This window comes from Francisella noatunensis subsp. noatunensis (assembly GCF_009823375.1).
Classification (GTDB): Bacteria; Pseudomonadota; Gammaproteobacteria; order Francisellales; family Francisellaceae; genus Francisella; species Francisella noatunensis.
The window spans coordinates 1-23,996 of sequence record NZ_WBSX01000015.1 but is presented as its reverse complement, the minus strand read 5'-3'; the positions used below and the strand labels follow the sequence as shown (position 1 = coordinate 23,996).

The following is a 23,996-nucleotide window of genomic DNA, read 5'->3' as shown; positions in this document are numbered from 1 at the left end:
CTATTATGTTACTTTTTGTCATGTGTGTATTCCTCAGTTAAGAGTTTATATTTTGCAAAATAATTCTATCATTCTGCTGCGAATACACCGCTTATTTCTATATTAGATTTTCATCATACACTAGATTCGAGTATAACTCTAATTCTTCTATACAATATCTATTTGAAAGAGTTAAGTGCTTTGGCATTTTTTAGTTCCTTATCGTTTATTTTAGTTTCGTCAAAACCTAATAAACTATATTTGGAACTCTCTTTCAACTATTTAAAACTTTCAGAATACAATCTAGCCTTATTAATTCTTTAAGAAGCTGTCCTGTGTAACCATTTATTCCAGCTATGCATATTTTCGAAATCATTATTTGCCCACAACTAATAATATTTGATGAACACTTGAACATTTTAAAAACTTGCTGTGAATAATTATTTACTAAAAAATAATAAAAATTTACAATAAATATTAATTTGTGTTTATTTATTCATTTATTGTGGGGGAGAAAGTTATGAAAGCAGTTGTTGATATTACAAAGCAGTATGGTGCAAATATAGTAGCATCCATGCCTATAAATATAGTCAAAGGGGAAAATGCTTACGTATATGATGGTTTGGGTAAAAAATATATTGATATGGCAACAGGTATTTCATCTGTAAATTTTGGACATAATAACCCTAAAATTTTGTCAGCTCTATTTGAGCAAGTGAATAAAATTTCAGTTGTGCCTAGACTTTTTCACAATGAGCCGTTGGCAAATTTATTAAAAAAAGCTTGTGAGCTAACAAATATGGATAAGGCTATAGTTATGGATAGTGGTGCTAAGCAATAGAAACTGCAATAAAAGTAGCTAGAAAGTGGGGATATATAAAAAAGCAGATTCCAGATGGTTTGGTAGAGATAATAACTTTCGATAATAGCTTTCATAGTAGAACAATAACGGCAATAGGTACATCATCGAATCATGCGTATAAAGATAAGTTTGGTCCTATGCCTCAAGGTTTTATCTCAATACCTTATAATGACTTAGATGCCCTTGAAAAAGCTATTACAAAAAATACAGCAGCAATAATTATTGACCTATCCAAGGTGAGGGCGGAGTGATTATTCCAGATGAAGGGTATTTATATACGTGCCAAGAAATTTGCAAAAAGAATAATGTCTTGTTTATTTTAGATGAGATACAAACAGGTATGGGACGTACCGGCAAAAACTTTGCTAAAGAGCATTATGGTTTAGATCCTGATGGGATGACATTGGGGAAATCTTTGGGAGGAGGAGTTTTACCTATTTCACTATTTCTAGGCAAAGAAGATCTTATGGAAGTGTTATACTCTGACGATCATGGTAGTACTTTTGGTGGTAACCCATTAGCTTCTGCTGTAGCGTATGAGGCTCTTAATATTTTGGATGAAGAAGCTTTAGCTAAGAGAGCAGAAGTCTTAGGAGGCTTATTTGTAGATGCATTAAAAAAATAAATTCTAAATATATCCAAGAAATAAGAGCAAAAGGCTTATTTATTGCTTTACAGATATGTCCACAGTATTTTGAGAGTTTTTATCAAGAGCTTTTAAATCTAGGTATACTTGCTGTAAAAACTAGAAATAATACTATTCGTTTATTGCCACCACTAACTATAGACAGAGAAACTCTTATTGAAGCTGTAAATATAATAAAAAATCTAAAACTTTGAAAATAAGAAGTTTTCTATGTTTGTTTTTAGTTTTTTAATATTTTTGATTGATGATGGAGCAACAAAAATTGTATCATCTCCAGCTACTATACCGATTATTTCAAAGCTATTTTTATTATAGTCTAAAGTTCTAGCAACCAATTGTGCGGCACCTGGAGCAGTATCTATTACTACAACAGCTTCATTTGCGTCAATCTTAATAACTAATGATGAAATATTATCAGTCATTATCGGAGGAGCTGGCTCATTAGGTATTTTATATACTAGAGTGCTTTTTTCATTTTTGACTTTAACGGCACCAATTTTTTTGAGCATTCTATTAACTTTTGACTGGCTAGCACTATAGCCTAAGCCCTCCAAAATATCACAGATATCGTTCTGAGAAGAAAATTCTTTGCTAAGAATGAGCTGTCTTAAATCGTTATAAATATCAGATTTATCCATAAATTTTCCTTAAATAAACTAACTTCAGCTTTCGTTATTTTAACGATATTGAGATATCGCAATTATAAGCTTTTCAGAAGAATATGTCTATTTTTTGCAAAAATACTAGAATTATTTATTTAGTTTAAGTTTGATAGCTACATAAGCATCACGGAAAGACAGACCTTGTTCTATTAATTTATATACTTCTTCTGTAGCATACAAGTCAGGAGTCATTGCTTGCTCTAGTTTATCTATATGAACATTCAAATCCTTGATTGTTGAGTTAAATAATAAAGCGGTATCTTCGATTAGAGTTATAGCTTCAAAGAATGGTAGTTTTGTTAATTGGTAGTCACGATTATAACCACTAGGAACGCTATCAATTATAGACGTGATTTGTTGGAGGTAACCTTGATACAGTTTTGCATTGCCTCTCATAATCTCAAATAAGTCATAATTACGCTTTTGAGGCATAATTGAAGATCCTGTTGTGTATGAGTTGCTTAGACTAAAATAGTCAAATTCTGCCATTGTAAATAACATCATATCATTAGCAAATCTTGAGTAAATACTCATGGGATTTGATAGTGTTTGAAGAATTAGCTTCTCAAAATTTCCTCTAGAGAATGCGCAATAAATAGGGTTGTCTTGTGTTCTATTAAAACTAAGTAGTTCTGTAGTATATTCTTTATCATGTTTGAAGTTACTAATGCCAAATCCTGATGCTGATCCTAGGGGGGGTAATAACTTTGCTAGTAGCTGATATTAGCAACAGAGTATCTGCTAGAGCATCAGCAAAAGATCCCAACCAAGTTGTGACTGTAGTTGGCATTGCTTTTTGCATGTGTGTATAACCAGGCATGGGTATGTTTTTGAATTTACTAGCTTTAGAGCGAATAGTGTAGATATTCTCTTGAATAGTTTTTTCTAAGAATTGGATCTTATCTATCATGAAAAGACGTAGCATCACTAATGACTGATCATTTCTACTTCTGCCTGTGTGTATCTTTTTACCAACTTCACCATAATGCGTACATAAATACTGTTCAATTGCAGTGTGACCATCTTCTTGATCTTGAGTTATTCTAAGTTCATTGGTAGATAAGAGCTCCTGTATTTCCTGTAATCCTTTTTTGAGAAGATTAAGTTCATCTTTTGTGATAACTTTCATCTTATAAAGCATTTTTGCATGAGCTAAACTAGCTTGTAGATCGTATTTTAATAGTTTCTGGTCAAGTACATAGTCCTGACCTACAGTATATTTTTCAACTATAGGTAAGAGCTTATCTGTTTCAGTTTGCCAAAGTTTTTTACTCATAATATTATTTCTTATTTTTCATTATTGAATATGCTGTACGTTGAGTTAAGCTATGAAGTTCTATAAATCCGGCAGAAGCATTATGATTAAATAAATTGCCACCAGCTTCAAAAGTTGCTAACTCAGGTTTTAGCATTGAAAATGGTGATTCGACGGCTACTACTTCTATATTACCTTTATATAAAGATACAGTCACTTTTCCTGTTACTTTTTTATTTTGCTCTTCGATAAATGCAAGAATATTATTCATAACAGGGTTATACCATTCAGCAGCATAAGCAACGTAAGCCCATTTGTTGTCCATAAATGTTTTTAGCTCATTTTCCTGACGGGTAGAAACAAGTTGCTCAAGCTTTTTATGAGCAGCTATTATAATGCTAGCACCTGGGTTTTCATAAATACCTCTAACTTTTAGACCAATCAATCTATCTTCAATAAGGTTAAATACCCCAACACCATGTTCGCCACCTATTTTATTACACTGCATTATTAGCTCTGCTAAAGGTATAGCTTTTCCATCTAGCTTGGTTGGTATACCTTCGACAAACTCTAGGATAATATTTTGTGGTTTATCAAGGGCATTTTCGGGAGTCTTACACCATTGTAAAATTGCTTCTTTAGGAGCTATAAGGTTAGAGTGTTCTATTTCATCACCTTCTGCGGTATTGCCCCACATATTTTCATCATATGAGTATGGCTTGTCTTTTTGTTGCTTAACAGGGATACCATGTTTTTCGGCGTATTCTAACTCTTGCTCTCTTCCCATTCCCCATTCTCTAACAGGAGCGATTGTTTTTATATTTTCATCTAATGTTGTTAGATAGCTTTCAAAACGAACTTGATCATTACCTTTACCCGTACAGCCATGGGCAACAACTTGACAATCATATTTCTTAGCTACTTCAACAGCTATCTCTGAAATAATAACTCTGCCAAGAGGCGTTGAAAGAGCATAACCACCTTGATAATCAGCATTTGCTTTAATAGCCTTGCTTATAACCTCATCTGCAAAACGATTTTTGGCATCATACACCACAGCATCTATAGCACCTAAATTGATAGCTTTTTGTTTTATTTGCTCTAGGTTATCAGCAACTTGACCAATATCTATAGTTAAAGCAACAACTTCAACACCATATTCTTCTTGAATCCACTTGAGCATGACTGATGTGTCAAGACCACCTGAGTATAATAGAAGACAACGTGTAAAATCGCCTTTTTTTGCTTCATGGCTTGCAACTTTTGATATGAGATAGACATTTTAATTACCAATTATTTTGAATATTTATTCATTTTATAAAATTAATATTCAACATCAAGGATTTTATCGCGGCTATGGTGAATAAATATTTATATGCCTGTGGCTTTATTTGTACTCTATATACACAGCTATAATTATCATAATAGTACTTAAAGTCATCAGATAGAGATAGAATTTAAAGATGAATTTTAGCCATAATCCATAAGGTATCCTAGCAACACCAAGCACAGCCATAAGTGTAGCTGATGTAGGCATTAAGCAATGTGTCCAGCCATCACCAAGTTGGAATGCTAAGACAGCAATTTGCCTACTTAGGCCCGTTAGGTCTGCTAATGGCGACATAATTGGCATGGTAAGAGCTGCTTGACCTGATCCTGATGTTACAAAGAAGTTAAATATTGATTGGAAGAAAAACATCCCTATAGCAGATACATACTCATTGGTACCTGAGATAGCTTCTGAAGCATAGTGTAATATAGTGTTTAACATTGTATAATCTTGAGGATTAGAGCCTTCCATAAGATATATCAGACCATAAGCAAAACCAATGATTAAACAAACAGGCAAAAGATCTTTCGCACCATTTTTGAAAGCATCAATAGCAATGCTTAAGTTCATACCATTTACTTTACCAACTATAGCAAACAGTCCAGTTAATAGCCCTAGGATTGTGAAAAGTGTTGCAATTTCAGGGATATAATAGCCTAGTTCTACTACGCCATACACTAGCCATATTATCGTAGCGATTAAACTCAAGAGTATTAACCATGAGTATATACACATTTTTTGTGTCTGTTCTAAACTATGTTCATCAGAGTTTCTATAGAAATTATCATAAATATACATAGGTGAGGATTGAGGTTTCTTTTGTATTTTTAGTGCATAGATGATTGCAAAAATACTTATAGATAGAGTAAATACAAACCACATAATAATCCTAAAAAGGCTACCTGATAATATTGGAATCTCTGCAATTCCTTGAGCAATACTAACTGAGAAAGGGTTCATCCAAGAAGTTGCAAATCCTACTTGAGTTGCTAAGTAGATAACCACAGTGCAAGTCAGAGCATCAAAGCCAATAAGTACAAAAATTGGCACAAGCAACATTATAAAAGGAATAGTTTCCTCTCCCATACCAAATACAGCGCCACCTAAAGAAAAAATAAAACATAAAACGGGTAGTAGGATGATTTTGTTATTTTGGAATTTATTCACTACTCTAAGTATTGATTGGTCAATAACTTTTGTTTTAAGAAGAACCCCAAAAGAGCCTCCTATAATTAATAAGAAAGCTATAATTGCAACAGCGCCACCATCTTTTGATCCAGAGGTTATACCATCGTATATAAAATTGGTAAAACCTCGATTTTGACTATTTTCAGTTGCAAAGACTTTGACAGGAGATGTTTCTGGATTACCTTGAAAATCTAATTTATATTGAAAGCTATCAGCAACTAATACATTTCTAGAATATGTTTGGCCATCTGAAGAGTATTGGATTTTTTTTACATCAAATTTACCAACTGGTATGAAATAGCTTGTGATAGCTACTAGGATCGCGATACAGAATAGTATCACTAAAGTATCAGGCATTTGTATTTTTTTTTGACTTCTCATCTATGGAATAATTTTATTATGAGTGTTTATTTAGATTATCAGTATTTGATAAAAAGTAGGTATAAAAATTAACAAAGATTGTCATATTTTCAAATAGCAACATACCTTTAAAAATGTTATTATTGTGTTCCATGATTTTTTATATTTTCATGTGTTCAAATGAATCCTAATACTAAAATTATTTTTGTAACAGGCGGTGTTGTATCATCGTTGGGTAAAGGCGTAACTGCAGCTTCTTTGGCTACTCTTTTAGAAAGTCGTGGCTTAAATGTAACTATGATGAAGCTCGATCCATATATAAATGTTGATCCAGGTACTATGAGTCCGCTACAACATGGCGAGGTCTTTGTAACCGAAGATGGAGCAGAAACTGATCTTGACTTGGGTCACTATGAGCGTTTTATTCGTAATAAAATGACTCAAGCAAGCAACTTTACAACTGGTAAAGTTTATCAAAGTGTTCTAAGAAGAGAGCGTAAAGGAGACTATCTTGGAGCTACTATACAGGTAATACCGCATATTACAGATGAAATAAAAAGACGAGTATGTGAAGGGATTGCTGAAGATGTTGATGTGGCAATTGTTGAGATTGGTGGAACTGTTGGAGATATAGAGTCTCAGCCATTTTTGGAGGCAATAAGACAACTAAGAATTGAGCTGGGTAGAAATAGAACATTATTTGTACATTTAACTTTACTACCGTACATAAGAGTTGCTGGAGAATTAAAGACAAAGCCAACACAGCATTCTGTCAAAGAATTAAGAGGTATTGGAATTCAAGCGGATGTTTTGGTATGTCGTTGTGAGAAAAGATTTGATGATAGTGAGAAACGTAAAATTGCTCTTTTCACAAATGTTGATCAAGACTGTATATTCACAGCTGAAGATGTTGATACAATTTATGAGGTACCTCTTAGATATAATCAACAAGGTTTTGATGCAAAACTTGTAGAACTTTTGAATTTAAATACAAAAGAAGCTGATCTATCCGAATGGCAAAATGTTGTAAACACTATCAGAAGCACCAAGGGTGAAGTAACAATTGCAATGGTTGGTAAATATGTTTCTCTAACAGAGGCATATAAGTCTTTAAATGAAGCTCTTTATAATGCCGGGTATAAGAATGGTGTTAAGGTCAAAATAAAATTTGTTGACTCTGAAGAGGTTAATGACACTAATGTAGAGTCATTCTTTAATGATGCTGATGCCATTTTAGTTCCAGGTGGTTTTGGGAGTAGAGGAGTTGAGGGTAAAATAGCATCAATTAAATATGCTAGAGAAAATCAGATTCCTTTCTTGGGTATCTGTTTGGGAATGCAGTTAGCAGTTGTAGAATATGCTAGAAATGTATTAGGTATACAAGATGCGCACTCGAGTGAGCTAAATCCATCAACTACTAATCCAGTCATAGGCCTAATAACAGAGTGGCAAGCAAATGATGGTACTATACACCAAAGAACACATGACTCAGACTTAGGTGGTACAATGCGTCTAGGTGGATATAAATGTGTATTAAAAGCATGCTCTCGTGCTAGAGAAATTTATCAAGCGGATGAGGTGATTGAAAGACATCGTCATAGATATGAAGTTAATAATAACTATGTTGAGCGTTTAGAAGATGCTGGTTTGATTTTCTCAGGAAGATCCGAAGATAATAAACTAATGGAGCTCATAGAAATCCCAGAACATAAATGGTTTATAGCTTGCCAAGCTCACCCTGAATTTACATCTACTCCTAGATATGGGCATAAATTATTTGAATCATATATTCAAGCTGCAGTTGAAAAATCTAATAAATAATCCCTGGTTTTGAAATTTTGTCAATAAAAGTGATATAATCTGAATTAACTAAGAATTGGAGAATTAATTAAAATGAGTAAACAAAGAACTTTGTCTATTATCAAACCTGATGCGGTAGAAAAAAATATAATTGGTGAAATCTATAGACGTTTTGAAAAATCTGGATTGAAAATTGTTGCTGCTAAAATGAAACATTTGTCAAAAGCAGAAGCAGAAGGTTTTTATGCGGTACATAAGGATAGACCATTTTTTAGTGCTCTTGTAGAGTTTATGATTTCAGGTCCTGTCATGATACAAGTTTTAGAAGGTGAGAATGCTATAGCTAAGAATCGTGAATTAATGGGTGCTACAAACCCTAAAGAAGCAGAAGCTGGAACTATTAGAGCTGATTTTGCTGATAGTATTGATGCTAATGCTGTTCATGGTTCAGATGCTCCAGAAACAGCAGCACAAGAAATTAAATATTTCTTTAGTGATATAGAGATTGTTGGCTAAGCCAGTCTATATCGAATAATACCTAGGAGGAGGTTGATAATGAGTTGGTTAACTAGAGTAATTGGTAGAAGTCTTGGTTTAGAAGCGCAGAAAAAAGATATGCCTACAGGAGTTTGGAGTCAGTGTCCAAGCTGTGGAGTAACATTATATTCTGAAGAATTACATAACAATAAGTCAGTATGTCCAAGTTGTAACTATCATTATAGAATATCTGCTAGACACAGGTTAAATCTATTCTTTGATAGAGAGAGCACAAAAGAGCATTTTGCGAATATCTCTCCTGTAGATATGCTTAAGTTTAAAGATACAAAATCTTACAAAGATAGACTATCTCAAGCGCAGAAAAAAACTGAAGAGCAAGATGCGTTAGTTGTAATAGAAGGAGCTGTTAAAGGCTTTCCTGTAGTCGCTGCAGCTTTTAACTTTATGTTCCTAGGTGGATCTATGGGCTCAGTTGTTGGTGAAAAGTTTGTAAGAGGTGTTAAGCTTGCTATTGATAAGAAAGTTCCTTTTGTATGTTTTACCGCAAGTGGTGGAGCTAGGATGCAAGAATCATTATTCTCATTAATGCAAATGGCGAAAACTAGTGCTGCTTTACAAAGGTTTGCAGAAGCTAAGTTACCGTACTTAGTTGTACTGACAGATCCTACTACAGGTGGTGTGTCTGCATCTCTAGCTATGCTTGGTGATGTACATCTTGCTGAGCCAAAAGCTCTGATAGGTTTTGCTGGACCTAGAGTAATTGAGCAAACAGTAAGAGAAAAACTACCTGAAGGATTCCAAAGAAGTGAGTTTCTAGTAGAAAAAGGCATGGTAGATATGATCGTTGATCGTAGAAACTTAAGAGAAGAAGTTGCGAAGTTAATAGACAAGCTTATGCCTAACTTGACTAAAATTAATTATAATCATTCTCTAGAATATAAAACTGAACAACAAGTATAGTTCTTAATAAAAAAATGAGCATCGAAGTTAAAATAGCTAAAATAATGGCTAAGCCAGATGCTCGCAATTGCGATCTTTTAGATTTACTACTTATCCTCGATAGATTTAATTTTACCAAGAAGTTTAAAGTAATAACCATTGCTGGAACAAATGGTAAAGGTACTGCAGTAGCTATGTTAGAAGAGCTGTTAGTGTCGAATAATAAACAAGTGCTAAGTCATACATCTCCTCATGTTTTCAGATTTAATGAAAGAATTTCTTTAAACAAGCAGTCAATTGCCGATAATGTTTTTTTGGAGCTTTTGGAAAGATTAGACGAGATAACACCAGAGTATCGACTATCTTATTATCAGATAGCTTTCTTGTGTGCTTGTGTGTACTCACAAAGAGTTGCTATTGATTATCTGATTTTAGAAGTCGGTATAGGCGGGCGTTTAGATGCTGCAAATCTAATAGATGCTGATATAACAGCAATTACAAATATCGATTTCGATCATTGCGAGATTCTTGGTGATACTCTAGATAAAATAGGGCGTGAAAAGGTTGGTATAGCTAGAGCAGAAGTGCCTTTGTTTTTGGGTACAAGTATGCCTAGTAGTGTTTATGAGTATGCACAAGCATGTGGCGCAATAATTTGTGAAGAAACTCATGAGTATAGTTCTAAAGATTGTTTTGTTCATAGTTATAATATTGCGATGGGTATCGCTGATTATCTTTTCAATAGGTTGTTAATATCATATATTCCAAATTTAGAAGGTATAAGAGCTAAAGCAAGGTTTGTGACTTTGAAAAGTGACTCTATAGATAATAGTTATATTGTCGTAGATGTTGCACATAACTCAGCTTCTGTAAGACATCTATTTGAGCTTTTAGATTCAAAATTTGGCGATAAAAGTATTAGGTATGAAGCAGTCTTTGGAATTTTGGCAAGTAAGGATCTCCATGAAATATTAAATATTGCAAAATCTCATATATATAAGTGGGATATTGTTGATCTTGGATATCTAGATAATCGAGCAGCAGATTTGGATAAAATAAAGCAAGAGTTTAAGTCACATCAAATTGTGAGAGTTGATTTTAACAAAGACTTAAGTAGTATATATCTGTCAAAAAAAGACACAGTAACAGTTGTGTTTGGATCATTTGTATTAGCTGGAGAATTTATAAAGCAGTATGAAAAGCATAATAGTGAAAAGTGAAAAGCAGATGTTTGAGTTTGCTCAAGAGTATGCTAAGAAACTCCAGGCAGGTCAGATTATATATTTACATGGGGACTTAGGTGCTGGTAAAACTACTTTTGTAAAAGGAGTGCTTAAGTCTTTGGGTCATAAAGGTAATGTCAAAAGTCCAACTTATACCTTGGTTGAGAGTTATGAGTTTGATAATTTTAATATTTATCATTTTGACTTGTATAGATTAGCCGATCCAGAAGAGTTGGAGTGGATAGGTATTCGAGATTATTTAAATGATAACTCTATTTGTTTTGTGGAGTGGCCAGAAAAAGGTAGGGGATTTTTACCAAAAAATAGTATTGATATATATATAAAATACTTGCCGGAAGGCAGGCAAGTAGATTTTTGTTAAAAATCTCTACAAATATGGTACGAAAGTATATTATACTGTTAAAAATATTTGTATTTATATTACTTGTCTGTGGGAGAGAGGGATGAAAGTTAGATTTGTAATCGCCTTTTTATCAGTTATGTTCTTTGGTTCATCATATGCAACTCTAAAAGAGTGTTATCAAGATGGTGTTGACCAAGAGTATGAAAAAGTTTTGGAATCATGTAAGCCGTATCTTAAAACTGATGCTAGAGCTACAGGATTATTGGCTGAAGCTAATGTTCAGCTTGATATGAGCGATAAAGATGCGCTAGATTATGTGTTGTGGGCTTCGGATTTTTATGAAAAGAATGGTGCTCCAATTGATCCTGAAGGTATTAGATCTTATTCATATCTAGTATATTTGATTGGTGAGTTATACTTTTTTGGAGCAGAAGGTATTGAAGTAGATCAGCCGAAAGGCATTGAGTATATAACTAAATCAGCAGATCTAGGTTATGATGTTGCGCAAAATCAGCTAGGCAATCTATATGTAAGAAATGATAAAGTGCCTGGTATGAATGTTGCTAAGGCTTATATGTGGTATAAGCTAGCTATAGCTAATGGTAGCTTAGAGGCTAGAGGAGCTTATTTGATTAATAATCAGCAAAAATTTATTCAGGAATATCCATATTGTATGTCTCTTGGCAGGGCTTTTATTGCCGATGCTTATCTAAATGGAACTGGAAGTCTTCCAAAGAGTCCTGATTATACTATTAAATGGTACCAAAAAGCATATGATTTAGATCATTCAGCTGAGATAGAAGCTGGCTTGGCTGAAGCATATTATAAAGAGTATAAGAATATTAATCATGGTAAACATGCATTTAAGCATGCAGGCATGGCAGAAGCACTTGTTGCGAAAGATGATAAACAACGAGCATATAAGTATGCGCGTGAGGCTATAACACAACCATATGCACCAGCATTTGCTATCATGGCAGAATTGACTGATAATAAAGTTGCTAAGTATGCTTATTTATCAGAAGCTATCAAGTTGTATAACAATCCGTTGGATGGTTTCTGGCGTCAGTTTAATCCTTACTGTATGCCAGATCTTTCTGATAAAAAAGGATTAAAGAAAGCAGAGCAGGAGTTAGCTAAAATAAAGCTTACACCAGAGGAAAAAGAGTTGGCAATCAGGGAACAAGAGAGTCTAGAAATTTACTGGAATCCTAATGTTAAGCAAGAGCAACCAGTGCAAGAATCATCTCAAATACAGCAACAAGATAGTGAAAAAACACAAGTAGAGTCAAGTAAGCCTTAATGAATAAGTTTGCGATTTGAGAAAATGAAAAAGTTCTTCTCAAATAGTTTAATTGTATCTATATTTTTATTTTTATCGAAACTTTTAGGTTTTGTCAGAGATTTATTATTAGCTAGTTTTTTTGGTAGTGGATCTGCTTTACAAGCATTTTTGGTGGCTTTTAGATTTCCTGAGTTTATGCGTAAAGTAACTTCATCTGGAGTTTTGACACAAATAGTTAATCCATATCTTGACGGTAATGCTAACGATAAAAATAAAAAATTTATTATAACTGTGCTTTATTTTATAGCATTGTCGTTGTTGATTATAACTGTTGTAGCAATCGTATTTAGTAATATCTGGGTTGAGGTATATGCATATGGTTTGGTCGATGATAGTAATACTCTAAGCTTGGTTAGAAGTATGTTTGTCATCATGATCCCATACTTGCTGTTTAATGGTGTTATAGGAGTAATATCAGCAGTATTGAATAGTTATAGTAAATATCTTATATCATCAATATTACCGATAGTGCTAAATATTGTCATGATAATTGGTGTAATCATATCGCCTAGATTTAGTATTCCTATATTTAGCGTTGCTTATGCTGTGTTGTTAGCAGGAGTAATTCAAGTTGCTATTGTTGGGTATAGTCTTATAAAGCTAATTGGTAAATTTAAGCTTGATAAAGGTATAGTTCTAGTCAAAGATGTGCGAGCAAGGACTTTTCTCAAAAAGCTTCCTTCAGCATTTTTCGGAACAGCAATATTGCAGATAAATGGATTGGTAGAAACGTTTTTTGCATCATTTTTGATATCTGGAAGTTTAGCTTGGTTGTATTATGCTGATAGAGTTAATCAGTTTTTATATGGTGTCTTTGGTACAGCAATTGCAACTGTTATGATTCCATACTTAATTAGTTGTAAAAAAGATAAGCAAAAATTTTTTCAAACATTAGGGTTAATTATAAGATTTACTTTGATAGTTACAGTTCCTGCTATAGTAGGTTTGCTCATATTAGCTAAGCCTGTGGTTATTTCACTATTTTTTTATGGTAAGTTTAGTCTTCAAGATGTTGATTTCACTTGTTTGGCGATGCTTAGTTACCTTGTATCACTATTTTGTTTTGTGCTTGTTAGAGTGATTGTCTCAGCACTATATACACAGAATAAAACATCAATAGTTTTTTATATTAGTCTAATATGTTTAGTAGTTACCATAGTTGCAGATATGATAATTGTTAATTTGTTTGTAAGCGATGATCATGCATTTTTATATTTAGCATTGGTAAGCTCGTTTGTGGCATTGTTGAATTTGTTTATTCAGCTGTGGGTTCTTTGCGACTTTAGCTTTAGACTATTTATCAAAAGCTATTTACATTTTATGACAATTTTAAGAATAACAGTTGCGAGTATATGTATGGTTTTAGTATTAAAATCATTTAATCTAAGTGATAGTTATTGGATTACTTTATCAATGTTTGATAGACTCAAAAGTATAGCTCTAATAGTTTGTGCTGGTGTGTTTGTTTATTCTGTGATTATGATAATACTAGGAGGCTTAGGGTCTTTTAAAGAATTGAAGCGATAAGTTAGTTGAATAGTTTATTAAGTGATCAGAACAAATTTATTTAGGATAAAAATGTACGACTTTAAAAAAATAAATAATCTTAGAGGAATAGAGAGAGAAACTCTAAGGATTAGTCATAATGGAGCTCTTGCTAGCTCTAATCATCCGTATGCTCTCGGGCATAAACTAACTAATAGTAGTATAACAGTAGATTTTTCAGAGAATCTCCTTGAGTTAATCACAAAGCCTCACGATAGTATTGAAAATGCTTTTTGTGAGCTATATGATCTTTCAGCTTTTACATTAGCTAATATGGACAGTAATGAAATTATTCTCAACACTAGTATGCCATTATCAGCTAATGAAAGCGAAATACAAGAGGCTAACTTTGGCCGTTCAAACTCTGGACAAATGAAAAGAGTTTATCGTAAGGGGTTATCTGCTAGATATGGTAAGATTATGCAGATAATATCAGGTATACACTATAATTTTTCTTTTGATAAGAGATTAATACAAAGTATTGCTGATGAAAAACAGATTTCAACCTCGGATGTTTATTTTGACGTTCTTAATAAATACTTTGAATTTATGTGGTTATTACCATATCTGTTTGGCGTGAGTCCAATATGTGCTAAAACTTCGGTTAAAAGTAAGCCTAGTTATTTATCAGATCTAGATGAAGAGTTCTATATTGGTAAATATGCTACAAGTTTAAGGATGAGTGATTTGGGCTATACAAGTCCAGCACAAAAAGATTTGGCTATATCTTATAATGATGTTAAATCTTATGTTAAAGATTTAATACATGCTACAGATGACACTTTTAATGATTATAAAAAATTAGGCCTGTATGACACTAGTGGTCAAAGAATACAGCTTAATGATAGTATCTTACAAATAGAAAACGAATACTATAGTGCGATTAGGCCTAAGCAAATTGCTAAAAGATGCGAAAGACCTGCATGTGCTTTATATAATCGTGGTGTTGAATATATTGAAGTTAGAGTTCTAGATGTTGATCCTTTTGCACCTATTGGAATAAGTAAGAATACAGCTCTTTTTGTCGAAGCAATGCTCATGACTTGTTTAGATGAAGGAGATATAAGATATGATAAAGAGCAGATTAAACAAGCTAAGCAGAATTTAACAGCTGTAGCAATAGCAGGGCGTAATCCGGATCTTAGGCTTAATAAACTTGGATATTTTAGTGAAATTTCACTAAAAGATTATGCATTAGAGTTATTCAATAAAATTGAGATAGTAGCAAGTAAAATGCCGCTAGAGTATCTAGAAGCCGTAAAACTGGAGAAACAAAAAGTTTTAGATGTTAATAAAACTCCATCCGCTAAAATAGTTAGAATTGCACAAGAGCAAGGGTATAAAGATTTTGCACTAGAGGTATCTCAAAAAGTATCTCAAGAATTTAGAAACTATAAACTATCAGCAGATGTTAAGTCTAAATTACAAAATCAAGTTTCTACATCAATAGTTGCAGAAAAAGAATTGGTGACAAGTGATAACATATCTTTAGATGAATATATTAGTCGATATTACGAATCATCAAAAGGATGTTATTAATTATCTTAAACTACGATTGTCTTTATTATTTGTAAATCATTAGGTATAAAAAAACCAGCATAAAGCTGGTTTAGATATTTTGATATAAGTAAAGTACAATTATACTTTCTTAATACCACCGAATCTCTTCTTGAACTTATCAACACGACCAGCTGTATCAACGATTCTTTGCTTACCTGTATAGAATGGGTGACATTCTGAACAAATATCAATATTTAAATCATTTTTACCGATAGTTGATTTAGTAACAAAAGTGTTTCCACAACTACAAGTTACTGTCACTTCAGTATATTTAGGATGAATTTCTTGTCTCATTTTTATAGTTTCCTTATATTTATAATCTGACATCGCCACTTAGACTATCTCATCTAAGCACCATATCCCTTATTAGAATAGCTCAGAGATTGTAGCTTAAATTATCCACAGTATCAAGTTTAATTAGAAGAAATGTATTTCTCTCTACGTACGCTTTTAGGGTTGAAACCAGCATTTGTCAACATCTCATAAGACTGGTCGATCATATTAGGATTACCACAAACATAAACAACATCAGTCTCTGGATTTAGTCCTATAGTATCAAATTGATTTTGTACATATCCAGAGATTTCATAATCTTTAAGATCTTGTGTTTCTCTACTAAGGCAAAGTTTAAAATGAATATTGTGATGCTTCTTCGCAAACTCTACAAATTCATCTTGATAAAGAGCATCCTTACGATATTGAACACCTAGAAGAATATGGATTTCAGTATTATCAGCTTTCTCTAGTAGTTCTGGGAACATCGATTTGTACGGGACGATACCAGTACCAGTACCAACCAGAACTAGTTTGTTTATTTGCTCATCCTTTAGGACAAGTCTACCAGCAGGACCCATAGCTGGTGCTGTATCACCAACTTTCATATTGAAGAATGTATCAGTTGCAATACCACCTTTTACATAAGTGATACCTATTTCTAAAAGCATATTGTCAGCAGGTAGGGAGCCTAAGCTATAACTTCTACGCTTAAGATTGCCTTCTTCATCAGTAAGTAAAAAGGTAATAAATTGTCCTGCGATAAAGTTTAGAGGTTTACCATCAGTTCTTTTAAATGCAAAGTGTCTAACATTATCAGTGATATCTTTAAAAGAAACTAATTCAAGTTCAAATTTTTCTAAAGCCATTTTATTTAAAACTATTATGATTTATAACAGCAGTAATTATATACTCAAAATACCTAGAAATATAGATATCTACAAAATCTAAGTCATTAGGATATAGCATATATTCATTGATACAAAGTTAAGCATTTAGTCAGCTTTTGTGTATATAATTATCTTATATGGGTCGTGATTTTATACTTTGAGAATGTATCGAATATTAGTGTTTTTTTGTTTTTTCCATATCTGGGACTAGCGGAGATGACTCAGGCAGAGATAGATAAGATATACACAAAACCTATTGTTTTAGATAGTAAACAATATACTTTTAATATCGAATTGCCAGTCGACTCAATAGATGGATACAGATGGTTTCTTATTCCACATGATTATGATTATGTAGATGATACTGGTTATACTCATGAGAGTGTTGATATTGAAAATTCAAAATGTGGCGGTATGGATAATTTTAAACTTAAACTTACTAAGAAATTTAGAAAAGTGCCTCATAAAAATGTATTACATTTTGAGTGTTTTCGACCGTTTGAGGAACACCCTAAGATTTTAACAAAAGACGTGACAGTATTATCACTTTTAGACTAGGAGTATATATGAAGAAAATATTGATAATGATATCTATAATGTTGATTGCTTTGAGTGCAACTGCTACGGATTGTAGTGATAAAAGCTTTGATTCAATAAGAGCTAAAGCTAGGCAAATGGAGCAAGCTTGGGATTCTGCAGATCTTGAAAAAGTAGTCTCCTTTTATAGTAATGATTTTATGTATATGAGCGGAGGTAAGCCTTATACAACTAAAGATGCTGTATTAAAGCATTACGTTGATGGATTTGCTGCAAATAAAACTGGTAAAAGAGATATGGGTAAGTTAAAACTTAACTATGAGTATTGTAGAAACCTTGATGAAAATAATCAGCTAGTCATATTAAAGTCTATTTGGACAAGTTCTGATGGCAAAGTTGCTTCGGGGCATGATTTACTTGTTTGGCAAAAAGACAGTGAGAATAACTATAATATAATAGTGGATTTTCCACAGTCATAATTTATGTAATATAGGGAGATGTTTATGTTTTTTTAATATTTTTGGTAATAATTTCTATATTTTTACTGGCTTTCTCAATAAGTATAGTTGAGACTCAGTCTGTAAATATAATAGAGAGATTTGGTAAGTTTGTGAGAATCCAACGAGCAGGACTTAACTTTAGAATACCTTTTATCGAGAGAATAGCTGGTAGAGTTAGTTTGAGAGTTCAGCAACTTGATATCGTTGCAGAGACTAAAACAAGAGATAACGTATTTGTACATATGAAAGTATCGGTACAATTTCTAGTTGAAGAGTCAAAGGCTGTAGATGCTTTTTATAAACTAACGAATGCTAGAGCTCAAATGGAGTCATATGTTTTTGATGTGATTAGATCATCATTGCCACGTATGAGTTTGGATGAATCTTTTGAGAATAAAGATGCAATAGCATTAGATATCAAAAAAGAGCTATCAGAAGAGATGAGTACTTATGGATATACGATAATTAAGTCATTAGTTGTTGATATTAATCCTGAGGAAAATGTTAAACGTTCGATGAATGAAATCAATGCCGCACAAAGACAGCTTGAGGCTACAAAAGCAAAAGCAGAAGCTGAGAAGCTTATCAAAATCAAAGAAGCAGAAGGGCAAAAAGAGTCAATGAAGCTATTTGGTGAAGGTATAGCAGAGCAGCGTAAGGCAATAGCAAGAGGTTTGCGTGTGTCTATAGAAGATGTTAAAGAAGGTACGGGTGGAAATATTTCTTCTGAATATATTTCATCTCTAGTAATGATGTATCAATATTTAGATACATTAGAGAATATGACAAAATCTGGCAAATCAAATGTAATCTTCACTCCAAATTCACCAAAAGGCTTCAACAATCTAACTTCAGAAATGATAAGTGCTTTGTCTGCTGTTAAAGATATGTAATTTTTTTTAAATATAATTATTATATATTAGTATTTCATGAATGAAAAGTATATATAGAAGTAATATTGCCATATCGGTATTGCTATTTTGCAAAGTTCAAATTGAATTTGTGATATTAGTAAATACTATTTTCTACTATAAAATTGTTTCCGTAATATAGTTCCATGTGAGTACGTGGACTTAACAAGTGTTTAGTCTAGGGAAAACTTGTGGTAGCTATGACTGGACTTGAACCAGTGACCCCAGCATTATGAATGCTGTGCTCTAACCAACTGAGCTACATAGCCACAAAAGATGATTGATATTATATGTAATTTAGCTAAATTGTCAATATTAATTCATATTGATGTTAAAAAAATATTACTGATGTTTTATTGCTTGCTAAATATATTAGTTTTGTAGTACGATATAAACCAAGTACACACAGGGTTTACCCTATATAACTATTAATAAAATAAGAAATGTCTGAAGGTAGAAATAAATTAAACAATTTTTCATTGTTACAATCATTGTTAGGTGGGTCATCTAAGATAGAAGAAAAGACTTCTAGAATGAGACAAGCTAGAGATAAGAATATTTCTAAAAGTAAAAATATTCCAAAAGCTCCTGCTAAAAAAGTTGAAGAAAGAGATACTTCTTTTATCCGTATTCCACAGTATGGTCATAGAATAAATAATAAAACAGTAGATGAATTGCAGAACCCTCAATTAGAGGATGCTCAAGAGATCGTGATAACTGTTGATGTTGAGAAAGAAAGACAAAAAGAAGAAGCAAAGCTGTTCAAATGGTTGTGTCTTCGTTTTCCTAAATGTTTCGATCCGATCAATAAGAAGCCACTTAAAATCGGTATAAGTGAAGAAATTGAAATAATTTATCAAAATGAGCATTTTGCTCCGGTAGATAAAATGGTTCTTAGAAATGTGTTGCGTCGCTATGTTGGTGATACGCGCTATCATAAGGCTGTTTTTGAACTCAAGCAAAGATTTAATCTACAAGGTCAGCCAGTTGAAGATTACTCTCCTGAGCATGTCGAGTACTCTAAAAAGCGTCTTGATGAAATCGCTGAGAAAGCCGAGTTTAGAGCAAAGGGCTTGACCATGAAAGACTATTACGAGTACAAAAAACAGCAACAAGAAGAAAAAGTAGATACTGAAGAATAAGTTTTTAAAATCACTGTAAATTATTGCCTCTTTTGCCTTTTAGGTTTATTCTTTTATTCATGAATTATCAAATCTGATTATTACAGTATGATAAAAATATTTTTTTCTAGAAAGCTTTTGATAGTCTTGCTTTTATCTATATCATTTCTTTTGAGTGCCTGTTCTACTACTGGTGATGGCTATCAAGGGCAAGTACTGCCGATTATAAAGCATGGTCATTCAAAGAAAAAACAGACGGCTTATAATATATACGGTTTTAAGTTTGAGAATACTCCTAGTGGTATTTATAACATTCTTGATAAAAAACCTACTGAGTTTTTGGTTAATGTATATATTGGTGATAATTATGGTTGTAAGTTTACTTATACTATGGATAAAGAAGGCAAAAAAGAAGAGATTGCCAAAACTAGTTCTTTTGTATCATACTTATCAGGCAGTAATGAGTTACTGAAATTAGAGTGTAAAGGTGAAGACTCTAACATTGACTATAAGATTATCGTTTATGCTAATAATGTTGAGTATGACAAGGTGGGGAACTTATCTTACTTAGCTGCTTCGGGAGGTTTGTAGTATTGTTATTTTCTCCAAAAATCTGGCATGAATAGCACTAGAATTGTAAATATCTCAAGACGTCCTGCAATCATTGCGAAGTCACATATCCATAGAGCTTCCTTAGGTAAGCTTTTGAAGTTAGAACCAATTTCTCCTAGTCCTGGACCGACATTTGATAGTGTTGTTGCGATAGTGGAGAACGCTGTAGTTACATCTAAGCCACAACCTAATAGTGCTAACCAACCACCAGCAAAGATTATAATATAAACAGAAATAAACCCAGAAACCCTATTTAAAGCTTGTTCGGATATATGAATGTCTCCAAGTTTAACAGTGAAGACTCCTTGAGGGTGGATTACTCTTTTGACTTCTAGGATTGCCTTTTCCTTAAAAAGAATGGCACGAATCATTTTCAAACCACCGGCAGTCGAGCCACCACAACCACCAATTATTCCAATAAACATTAGCATTATTGGCAAGAAACTAGGCCATAGATAGTAGTTTGTATCAGAAACAAAGCCCGCACTTGAAGATATAGAGATCACTTGAAAAACGCTGTTTGTAACTTTACTAAAGACATTTGACAAGTCATCAGTATGAGCAATCATAGTTATACACACTATGAAAGAAGCAAAAAATACGAAGTAAAAGTATGCTTTGAATTCAACATTTTTGAAATAGTGGCTTATTTTAAATTTAGATAAAGCTATATAGTGAGCTTTGAAGCTAGTAGCTCCCAAGAAAAGAAAGATTCCACAAACTAGAATCATTCCAAAAGGCTTATCAGCCATGCTTGAATCAGATGGTGCAAACCCCCCCGTAGATACGGTAGAGAATGTATAGCATATAGCATTAAAAGGATCTGCACCAACCAATAAATAAGAAATAAAGCATAAGAATGTTAGCAATAAATATACTAGCCATAGAGCTTTGGCAGTACTTGAAATTTTTGGAGCGATTTTGTCATCTTTCCATTGCCCAGATATTTCAGCTTTATAGAGCTGCATACCACCTACACCTAAAAGTGGTAAGATGGCAACTGATAAAACGATAATCCCCATACCGCCAAAAAATTCAGTTTGTTGACGATAAAATAGTATACTATGTGGTAGTTTGTCTAGTCCTTCAATTACGGTACCACCTGTGGTTGTAAAACCAGAGACTGATTCAAATACAGCATCAGTGAATGAGAGGTTTAACCCCGGAAAGGACATATAGGGAATGGCACCAAAAACGGTAACAAACATCCAAACTAATGTTACTATCAAAAAACCATCTCTGTTAGAAAGTTTCTTTTGGGTATTTCTAGAGATGAACCACAAAAAGAAACCGCATGAAAAGGTCACGGCAAAGCTTAAAATATAAGGATAAGCATTTTTTTCGGCATATATGTAGTCTACTAGTAATGGACTAAGCATAGTGATACTTAAAAACATTAAGAATATACCAATTATCTTTGGTTTTTGACTCAACATAATCTGCTAATACTTAAAAGCTTAATGTTTTGTATATGACTTTGATGTTTAGTTTAGTATAATTACACACAAGCTACAAGATAATTTATATTTAGTATTTTAGGAGAAGTCGTCGTATGATGAAGCTTATATTGCGTTTGGCTCACTTGTTCGATAACAAAAAAGACAGAGCTTATGTGAGTGAAATAGACCAGTTTTTGCAAGAGTTCGATAAAGCTAACCCGCAGAAGTCTGAATCACAAAAGAAAGAAATATTAAAGCATAGAAATATCTACAAAAGAGAAGCTAAGCCTAAAACAGATTTTCTTGATGGTTAGTTTTTTTACAAAAGTAACTTTACACAATTAGTTAGTTCTACATTTACAATCAGCTTTTATTAGTATCTCAAATATAATACACTTAGAGTATATTTGTGTATCTTTTTGATTATTAGTAAGTTATGAAAAAGAAGTATTTTATTATTGCTGCTATATCAGTTTTTATAGTTGCGTTTTTTTTGCTTTTAAATTATCTGCAACCAATGAGGGCGGATGATTTTGGTAGAGCTAATACAGATACCCTAGCAAAAGGGTTAATAATTATGGTTCACTCTATTCAGGCTGATTATTTTACGTGGACAGGCAGAGTTTCTGCACAGGCTTTAATCTACTTCTTGATGAGTAAGACATATATAACTCTATCATTATTTATAGTCAATGTGATTAATTCGATAGCGTTTTATGTATTTATACTGCTGACTTTCAAAATAATCACTTATGATAGAGGCAGAATATTATCTAAAGATTTTGTTATATATAGTTTTTTCTTTGTTTTTGTCTTTTATCAGACAGGGTTTATGGCAAATATCCTATGGAAAACAGGAGCTATTCAGCACTTTTGGGGATTAACATTACTTACTGTTTTATACTATTTATCGATAGTTAAAAATAAAAATAGTATGTTGCTTGGCTTATTTATTGGATCAATTATTGGTTTATATAATGAGATATTCGTGTGTGTCAGTATTTTACTTTGTCTAGCATACTTTTTTGAAAGAGTGCTTACAAAGAAAGTTATAAATGATACGATTGTTGCTTTTTTTGTAGCGTGTGGAATCGGAGGGATTGTATTAATAACAGCACCTGGAAATTATGCAAGGCTAGATCATTTATCATCAGGAGTTCAGTCATCACTATTACAAAATGTTACTCGTTTGATAAGTGAGCTAATATTTACGCCACAGTATACGCTTATACTGTTAATTATGATTGTGATATTTTTAATATTAGCTTTCACTAATAAAAATTTCAAAAAACAATCAGTAGTTGTATATTCTGCAGCACTTGTATTATCACTGTTTGTATTAGTGCCAGTGGCTAAATCATACGATCTAAATCAAAGAGTATTACTTATTTATTATGCGATATTTTTTATGGCTGCTTATATGCAAATTTACAGTCATAGTGGTTTATTTGTTATTAAACTATATGCAGCTCTCAAAAAGCTAAGTCCAATATTTGTGTTATTGTTGGTAGCACAATTATATTTGATATTTAGTATGAGTTTGTTTTTTTATAACTTCGAGCAAAAACGTGATGTCTTAGTGGCTCAATATCAAAATTCTGGAGTTACTGATCCAACATTACCGTGTATGGTTGATTATATATCACCAACTGTTTTTATTGATGATATTACACCTAATAAAGATCTTTATAATAATCAAGCTTATGCTGCTTATTATGGTTTTAAAAGTGTTGCTTGTAAGACTGTTGGTTAACTAAAAGCTAGGATATGAAATAATGTTAAATAAGAATTTTTTTATAAAAATATTGCTACTAATTGTTTTTGTTATAACTTTTTTTATTGTTATTGCAATTTATAGTTATGTGTTCGCTAGAGTACAAAATTCGACAATATTTTTTAAATTTTTAGATGTTATCAGAGTACATAGTTTAGCTCAGATAGCATCTTTTGTGTGGATTACTTCCTTACCAGTATTATTAGCTATTTACTATTATCTTTTTTTTAGAGTGATATTTAAGAAGTATATAAAAGCTAGATTGTATTCTCAATGTTTATAGAGATACCAAAATGTACTTCATTAGGTGTCAAGTAATTTAAACATTTCTTAGGTCTATTATTCAAGTCTATCTGTAACTTTCTAATGTATTGATGAGATAT

General features: G+C 32.6%; 23 protein-coding genes, 1 tRNA gene and 3 pseudogenes. 17 read left to right on the top strand and 10 right to left on the bottom strand.

Annotation, left to right across the window (positions count from 1 at the left end):
- The first annotated feature begins 499 nt into the window (after positions 1-499).
- Positions 500-1,092: pseudogene (locus tag F8C69_RS11170) on the top strand (aspartate aminotransferase family protein).
- Positions 1,089-1,681: pseudogene (locus F8C69_RS11255) on the top strand (aspartate aminotransferase family protein). Before F8C69_RS11170 ends, F8C69_RS11255 begins: the two co-directional pseudogenes overlap by 4 nt.
- Here the strand turns inward: F8C69_RS11255 and F8C69_RS02595 are convergent.
- The 5 genes from F8C69_RS02595 to yfcC all read right to left on the bottom strand — a co-directional run bounded on the left by F8C69_RS02595 (position 1,670) and on the right by yfcC (position 6,279).
- Positions 1,670-2,125: an arginine repressor gene (locus tag F8C69_RS02595; RefSeq protein ID WP_159184076.1), complete on the bottom strand. Its 456-nt coding sequence runs from the start codon at positions 2,123-2,125 to the stop codon at positions 1,670-1,672. The pseudogene F8C69_RS11255 and the gene F8C69_RS02595 sit on opposite strands and share 12 nt — an antisense overlap.
- Before the next feature lie 111 nt (positions 2,126-2,236).
- On the bottom strand, positions 2,237-2,746 hold the full coding sequence (locus F8C69_RS10995; protein ID WP_252988865.1) for a lyase family protein: 510 nt from the start codon (positions 2,744-2,746) through the stop codon (positions 2,237-2,239).
- Positions 2,747-2,813: 67 nt separating this feature from the next.
- Entirely contained in the window at positions 2,814-3,425 is a 612-nt protein-coding gene (locus tag F8C69_RS10990; RefSeq protein WP_252988821.1) for a lyase family protein, read from the bottom strand.
- A gap of 4 nt (positions 3,426-3,429) precedes the next feature.
- On the bottom strand, positions 3,430-4,587 hold the full coding sequence (locus F8C69_RS02585; RefSeq protein WP_159184075.1) for an argininosuccinate synthase: 1,158 nt from the start codon (positions 4,585-4,587) through the stop codon (positions 3,430-3,432).
- 204 nt (positions 4,588-4,791) lie between these two features.
- The gene (yfcC, locus tag F8C69_RS02580; protein WP_236352302.1) at positions 4,792-6,279 is read right to left on the bottom strand and encodes a putative basic amino acid antiporter YfcC; all 1,488 of its coding nucleotides are present in this window, start codon (positions 6,277-6,279) and stop codon (positions 4,792-4,794) included.
- Positions 6,280-6,462: 183 nt separating this feature from the next.
- Here yfcC and F8C69_RS02575 point away from each other — a divergent pair, with 183 nt between their 5' ends.
- From F8C69_RS02575 to gshA, 8 genes are all read left to right on the top strand, one after another.
- A complete protein-coding gene (locus F8C69_RS02575; RefSeq protein ID WP_159184073.1) occupies positions 6,463-8,103 on the top strand; it encodes a CTP synthase in 1,641 nt (546 codons plus the stop codon).
- 72 nt (positions 8,104-8,175) lie between these two features.
- Complete coding sequence (gene ndk / locus F8C69_RS02570; protein ID WP_044525541.1) at positions 8,176-8,598, top strand: nucleoside-diphosphate kinase; 423 nt, start codon at positions 8,176-8,178, stop codon at positions 8,596-8,598.
- A gap of 39 nt (positions 8,599-8,637) precedes the next feature.
- Positions 8,638-9,540, top strand: coding sequence for an acetyl-CoA carboxylase, carboxyltransferase subunit beta (gene accD / locus F8C69_RS02565; protein WP_159184072.1), 903 nt, complete (start codon positions 8,638-8,640; stop codon positions 9,538-9,540).
- Positions 9,541-9,554: 14 nt separating this feature from the next.
- Positions 9,555-10,739 (top strand): bifunctional folylpolyglutamate synthase/dihydrofolate synthase, encoded by a 1,185-nt coding sequence (locus tag F8C69_RS02560; RefSeq protein ID WP_159184071.1) that lies wholly within the window; start codon positions 9,555-9,557, stop codon positions 10,737-10,739.
- A complete protein-coding gene (tsaE, locus tag F8C69_RS02555; RefSeq protein WP_159184070.1) occupies positions 10,714-11,124 on the top strand; it encodes a tRNA (adenosine(37)-N6)-threonylcarbamoyltransferase complex ATPase subunit type 1 TsaE in 411 nt (136 codons plus the stop codon). The genes F8C69_RS02560 and tsaE overlap by 26 nt, the downstream gene beginning before the upstream one ends.
- 82 nt (positions 11,125-11,206) lie before the next feature.
- The gene (locus F8C69_RS02550) at positions 11,207-12,409 is read left to right on the top strand and encodes a tetratricopeptide repeat protein (protein ID WP_159184069.1); all 1,203 of its coding nucleotides are present in this window, start codon (positions 11,207-11,209) and stop codon (positions 12,407-12,409) included.
- A 24-nt stretch (positions 12,410-12,433) separates the two neighbouring features.
- On the top strand, positions 12,434-13,978 hold the full coding sequence (gene murJ, locus F8C69_RS02545) for a murein biosynthesis integral membrane protein MurJ (protein WP_159184068.1): 1,545 nt from the start codon (positions 12,434-12,436) through the stop codon (positions 13,976-13,978).
- A gap of 51 nt (positions 13,979-14,029) precedes the next feature.
- A complete protein-coding gene (gene gshA, locus F8C69_RS02540; protein ID WP_159184067.1) occupies positions 14,030-15,535 on the top strand; it encodes a glutamate--cysteine ligase in 1,506 nt (501 codons plus the stop codon).
- A gap of 99 nt (positions 15,536-15,634) precedes the next feature.
- On the opposite strand, the gene rpmE is transcribed toward gshA, so the two are convergent.
- Positions 15,635-15,850: a 50S ribosomal protein L31 gene (rpmE, locus tag F8C69_RS02535; protein ID WP_035722084.1), complete on the bottom strand. Its 216-nt coding sequence runs from the start codon at positions 15,848-15,850 to the stop codon at positions 15,635-15,637.
- A gap of 119 nt (positions 15,851-15,969) precedes the next feature.
- Positions 15,970-16,698 carry a ferredoxin--NADP reductase gene (locus tag F8C69_RS02530; protein ID WP_044525548.1) on the bottom strand — a complete coding sequence of 243 codons (729 nt, stop codon included), beginning with the start codon at positions 16,696-16,698 and terminating at the stop codon, positions 15,970-15,972.
- Positions 16,699-16,935: 237 nt separating this feature from the next.
- Between F8C69_RS02530 and F8C69_RS02525 the strand changes: the two genes are divergently transcribed.
- Genes F8C69_RS02525 through F8C69_RS02515 form a run of 3 tightly spaced genes read left to right on the top strand, consistent with a single transcriptional unit; the run spans position 16,936 to position 18,649 of the window.
- Positions 16,936-17,277, top strand: coding sequence for a hypothetical protein (locus F8C69_RS02525; RefSeq protein WP_159184079.1), 342 nt, complete (start codon positions 16,936-16,938; stop codon positions 17,275-17,277).
- 8 nt (positions 17,278-17,285) lie between these two features.
- Positions 17,286-17,735 (top strand): YybH family protein, encoded by a 450-nt coding sequence (locus F8C69_RS02520; RefSeq protein WP_159184066.1) that lies wholly within the window; start codon positions 17,286-17,288, stop codon positions 17,733-17,735.
- Positions 17,736-17,776: 41 nt separating this feature from the next.
- Positions 17,777-18,649 carry an SPFH domain-containing protein gene (locus tag F8C69_RS02515; protein ID WP_192189642.1) on the top strand — a complete coding sequence of 291 codons (873 nt, stop codon included), beginning with the start codon at positions 17,777-17,779 and terminating at the stop codon, positions 18,647-18,649.
- A gap of 210 nt (positions 18,650-18,859) precedes the next feature.
- Here F8C69_RS02515 and F8C69_RS02510 read toward each other — a convergent pair.
- Positions 18,860-18,936: transfer RNA gene (locus F8C69_RS02510), tRNA-Met, on the bottom strand.
- Positions 18,937-19,110: 174 nt separating this feature from the next.
- Between F8C69_RS02510 and F8C69_RS02505 the strand changes: the two genes are divergently transcribed.
- Together F8C69_RS02505 and F8C69_RS02500 are read left to right on the top strand one after the other, a co-directional pair.
- Positions 19,111-19,809 (top strand): ProQ/FINO family protein, encoded by a 699-nt coding sequence (locus F8C69_RS02505; protein WP_159184065.1) that lies wholly within the window; start codon positions 19,111-19,113, stop codon positions 19,807-19,809.
- A gap of 87 nt (positions 19,810-19,896) precedes the next feature.
- The gene (locus F8C69_RS02500; RefSeq protein WP_159184064.1) at positions 19,897-20,379 is read left to right on the top strand and encodes an FTL_1709 family lipoprotein; all 483 of its coding nucleotides are present in this window, start codon (positions 19,897-19,899) and stop codon (positions 20,377-20,379) included.
- A 5-nt stretch (positions 20,380-20,384) separates the two neighbouring features.
- Here F8C69_RS02500 and F8C69_RS02495 read toward each other — a convergent pair whose 3' ends face one another.
- On the bottom strand, positions 20,385-21,839 hold the full coding sequence (locus tag F8C69_RS02495; protein ID WP_159184077.1) for a potassium transporter TrkG: 1,455 nt from the start codon (positions 21,837-21,839) through the stop codon (positions 20,385-20,387).
- A 113-nt stretch (positions 21,840-21,952) separates the two neighbouring features.
- Between F8C69_RS02495 and F8C69_RS02490 the strand changes: the two genes are divergently transcribed.
- Both F8C69_RS02490 and F8C69_RS02485 read left to right on the top strand, forming a co-directional pair.
- A complete protein-coding gene (locus F8C69_RS02490; protein WP_004286565.1) occupies positions 21,953-22,153 on the top strand; it encodes a CBU_0585 family protein in 201 nt (66 codons plus the stop codon).
- A 122-nt stretch (positions 22,154-22,275) separates the two neighbouring features.
- The gene (locus tag F8C69_RS02485) at positions 22,276-23,592 is read left to right on the top strand and encodes a DUF6056 family protein (RefSeq protein WP_159184063.1); all 1,317 of its coding nucleotides are present in this window, start codon (positions 22,276-22,278) and stop codon (positions 23,590-23,592) included.
- Between the two features lie 278 nt (positions 23,593-23,870).
- On the opposite strand, the pseudogene F8C69_RS11355 reads toward F8C69_RS02485, so the two are convergent.
- Positions 23,871-23,996: pseudogene (locus F8C69_RS11355) on the bottom strand (IS30 family transposase); the annotation flags it as partial.

Coding starts and splice junctions, on each gene's coding strand:
- F8C69_RS02595 (WP_159184076.1), bottom strand. CDS start 2,125: ATGGATAAATCTGATATTTATAACGATTTAAGACAGCTCATTCTTAGC.
- F8C69_RS10990 (WP_252988821.1), bottom strand. CDS start 3,425: ATGAGTAAAAAACTTTGGCAAACTGAAACAGATAAGCTCTTACCTATA.
- F8C69_RS02585 (WP_159184075.1), bottom strand. CDS start 4,587: ATGCTCAAGTGGATTCAAGAAGAATATGGTGTTGAAGTTGTTGCTTTA.
- yfcC (WP_236352302.1), bottom strand. CDS start 6,279: ATGCCTGATACTTTAGTGATACTATTCTGTATCGCGATCCTAGTAGCT.
- F8C69_RS02575 (WP_159184073.1), top strand. CDS start 6,463: ATGAATCCTAATACTAAAATTATTTTTGTAACAGGCGGTGTTGTATCA.
- ndk (WP_044525541.1), top strand. CDS start 8,176: ATGAGTAAACAAAGAACTTTGTCTATTATCAAACCTGATGCGGTAGAA.
- accD (WP_159184072.1), top strand. CDS start 8,638: ATGAGTTGGTTAACTAGAGTAATTGGTAGAAGTCTTGGTTTAGAAGCG.
- F8C69_RS02560 (WP_159184071.1), top strand. CDS start 9,555: ATGAGCATCGAAGTTAAAATAGCTAAAATAATGGCTAAGCCAGATGCT.
- tsaE (WP_159184070.1), top strand. CDS start 10,714: ATGAAAAGCATAATAGTGAAAAGTGAAAAGCAGATGTTTGAGTTTGCT.
- F8C69_RS02550 (WP_159184069.1), top strand. CDS start 11,207: ATGAAAGTTAGATTTGTAATCGCCTTTTTATCAGTTATGTTCTTTGGT.
- murJ (WP_159184068.1), top strand. CDS start 12,434: ATGAAAAAGTTCTTCTCAAATAGTTTAATTGTATCTATATTTTTATTT.
- gshA (WP_159184067.1), top strand. CDS start 14,030: ATGTACGACTTTAAAAAAATAAATAATCTTAGAGGAATAGAGAGAGAA.
- rpmE (WP_035722084.1), bottom strand. CDS start 15,850: ATGAGACAAGAAATTCATCCTAAATATACTGAAGTGACAGTAACTTGT.
- F8C69_RS02530 (WP_044525548.1), bottom strand. CDS start 16,698: ATGGCTTTAGAAAAATTTGAACTTGAATTAGTTTCTTTTAAAGATATC.
- F8C69_RS02525 (WP_159184079.1), top strand. CDS start 16,936: ATGACTCAGGCAGAGATAGATAAGATATACACAAAACCTATTGTTTTA.
- F8C69_RS02520 (WP_159184066.1), top strand. CDS start 17,286: ATGAAGAAAATATTGATAATGATATCTATAATGTTGATTGCTTTGAGT.
- F8C69_RS02505 (WP_159184065.1), top strand. CDS start 19,111: ATGTCTGAAGGTAGAAATAAATTAAACAATTTTTCATTGTTACAATCA.
- F8C69_RS02500 (WP_159184064.1), top strand. CDS start 19,897: ATGATAAAAATATTTTTTTCTAGAAAGCTTTTGATAGTCTTGCTTTTA.
- F8C69_RS02490 (WP_004286565.1), top strand. CDS start 21,953: ATGATGAAGCTTATATTGCGTTTGGCTCACTTGTTCGATAACAAAAAA.
- F8C69_RS02485 (WP_159184063.1), top strand. CDS start 22,276: ATGAAAAAGAAGTATTTTATTATTGCTGCTATATCAGTTTTTATAGTT.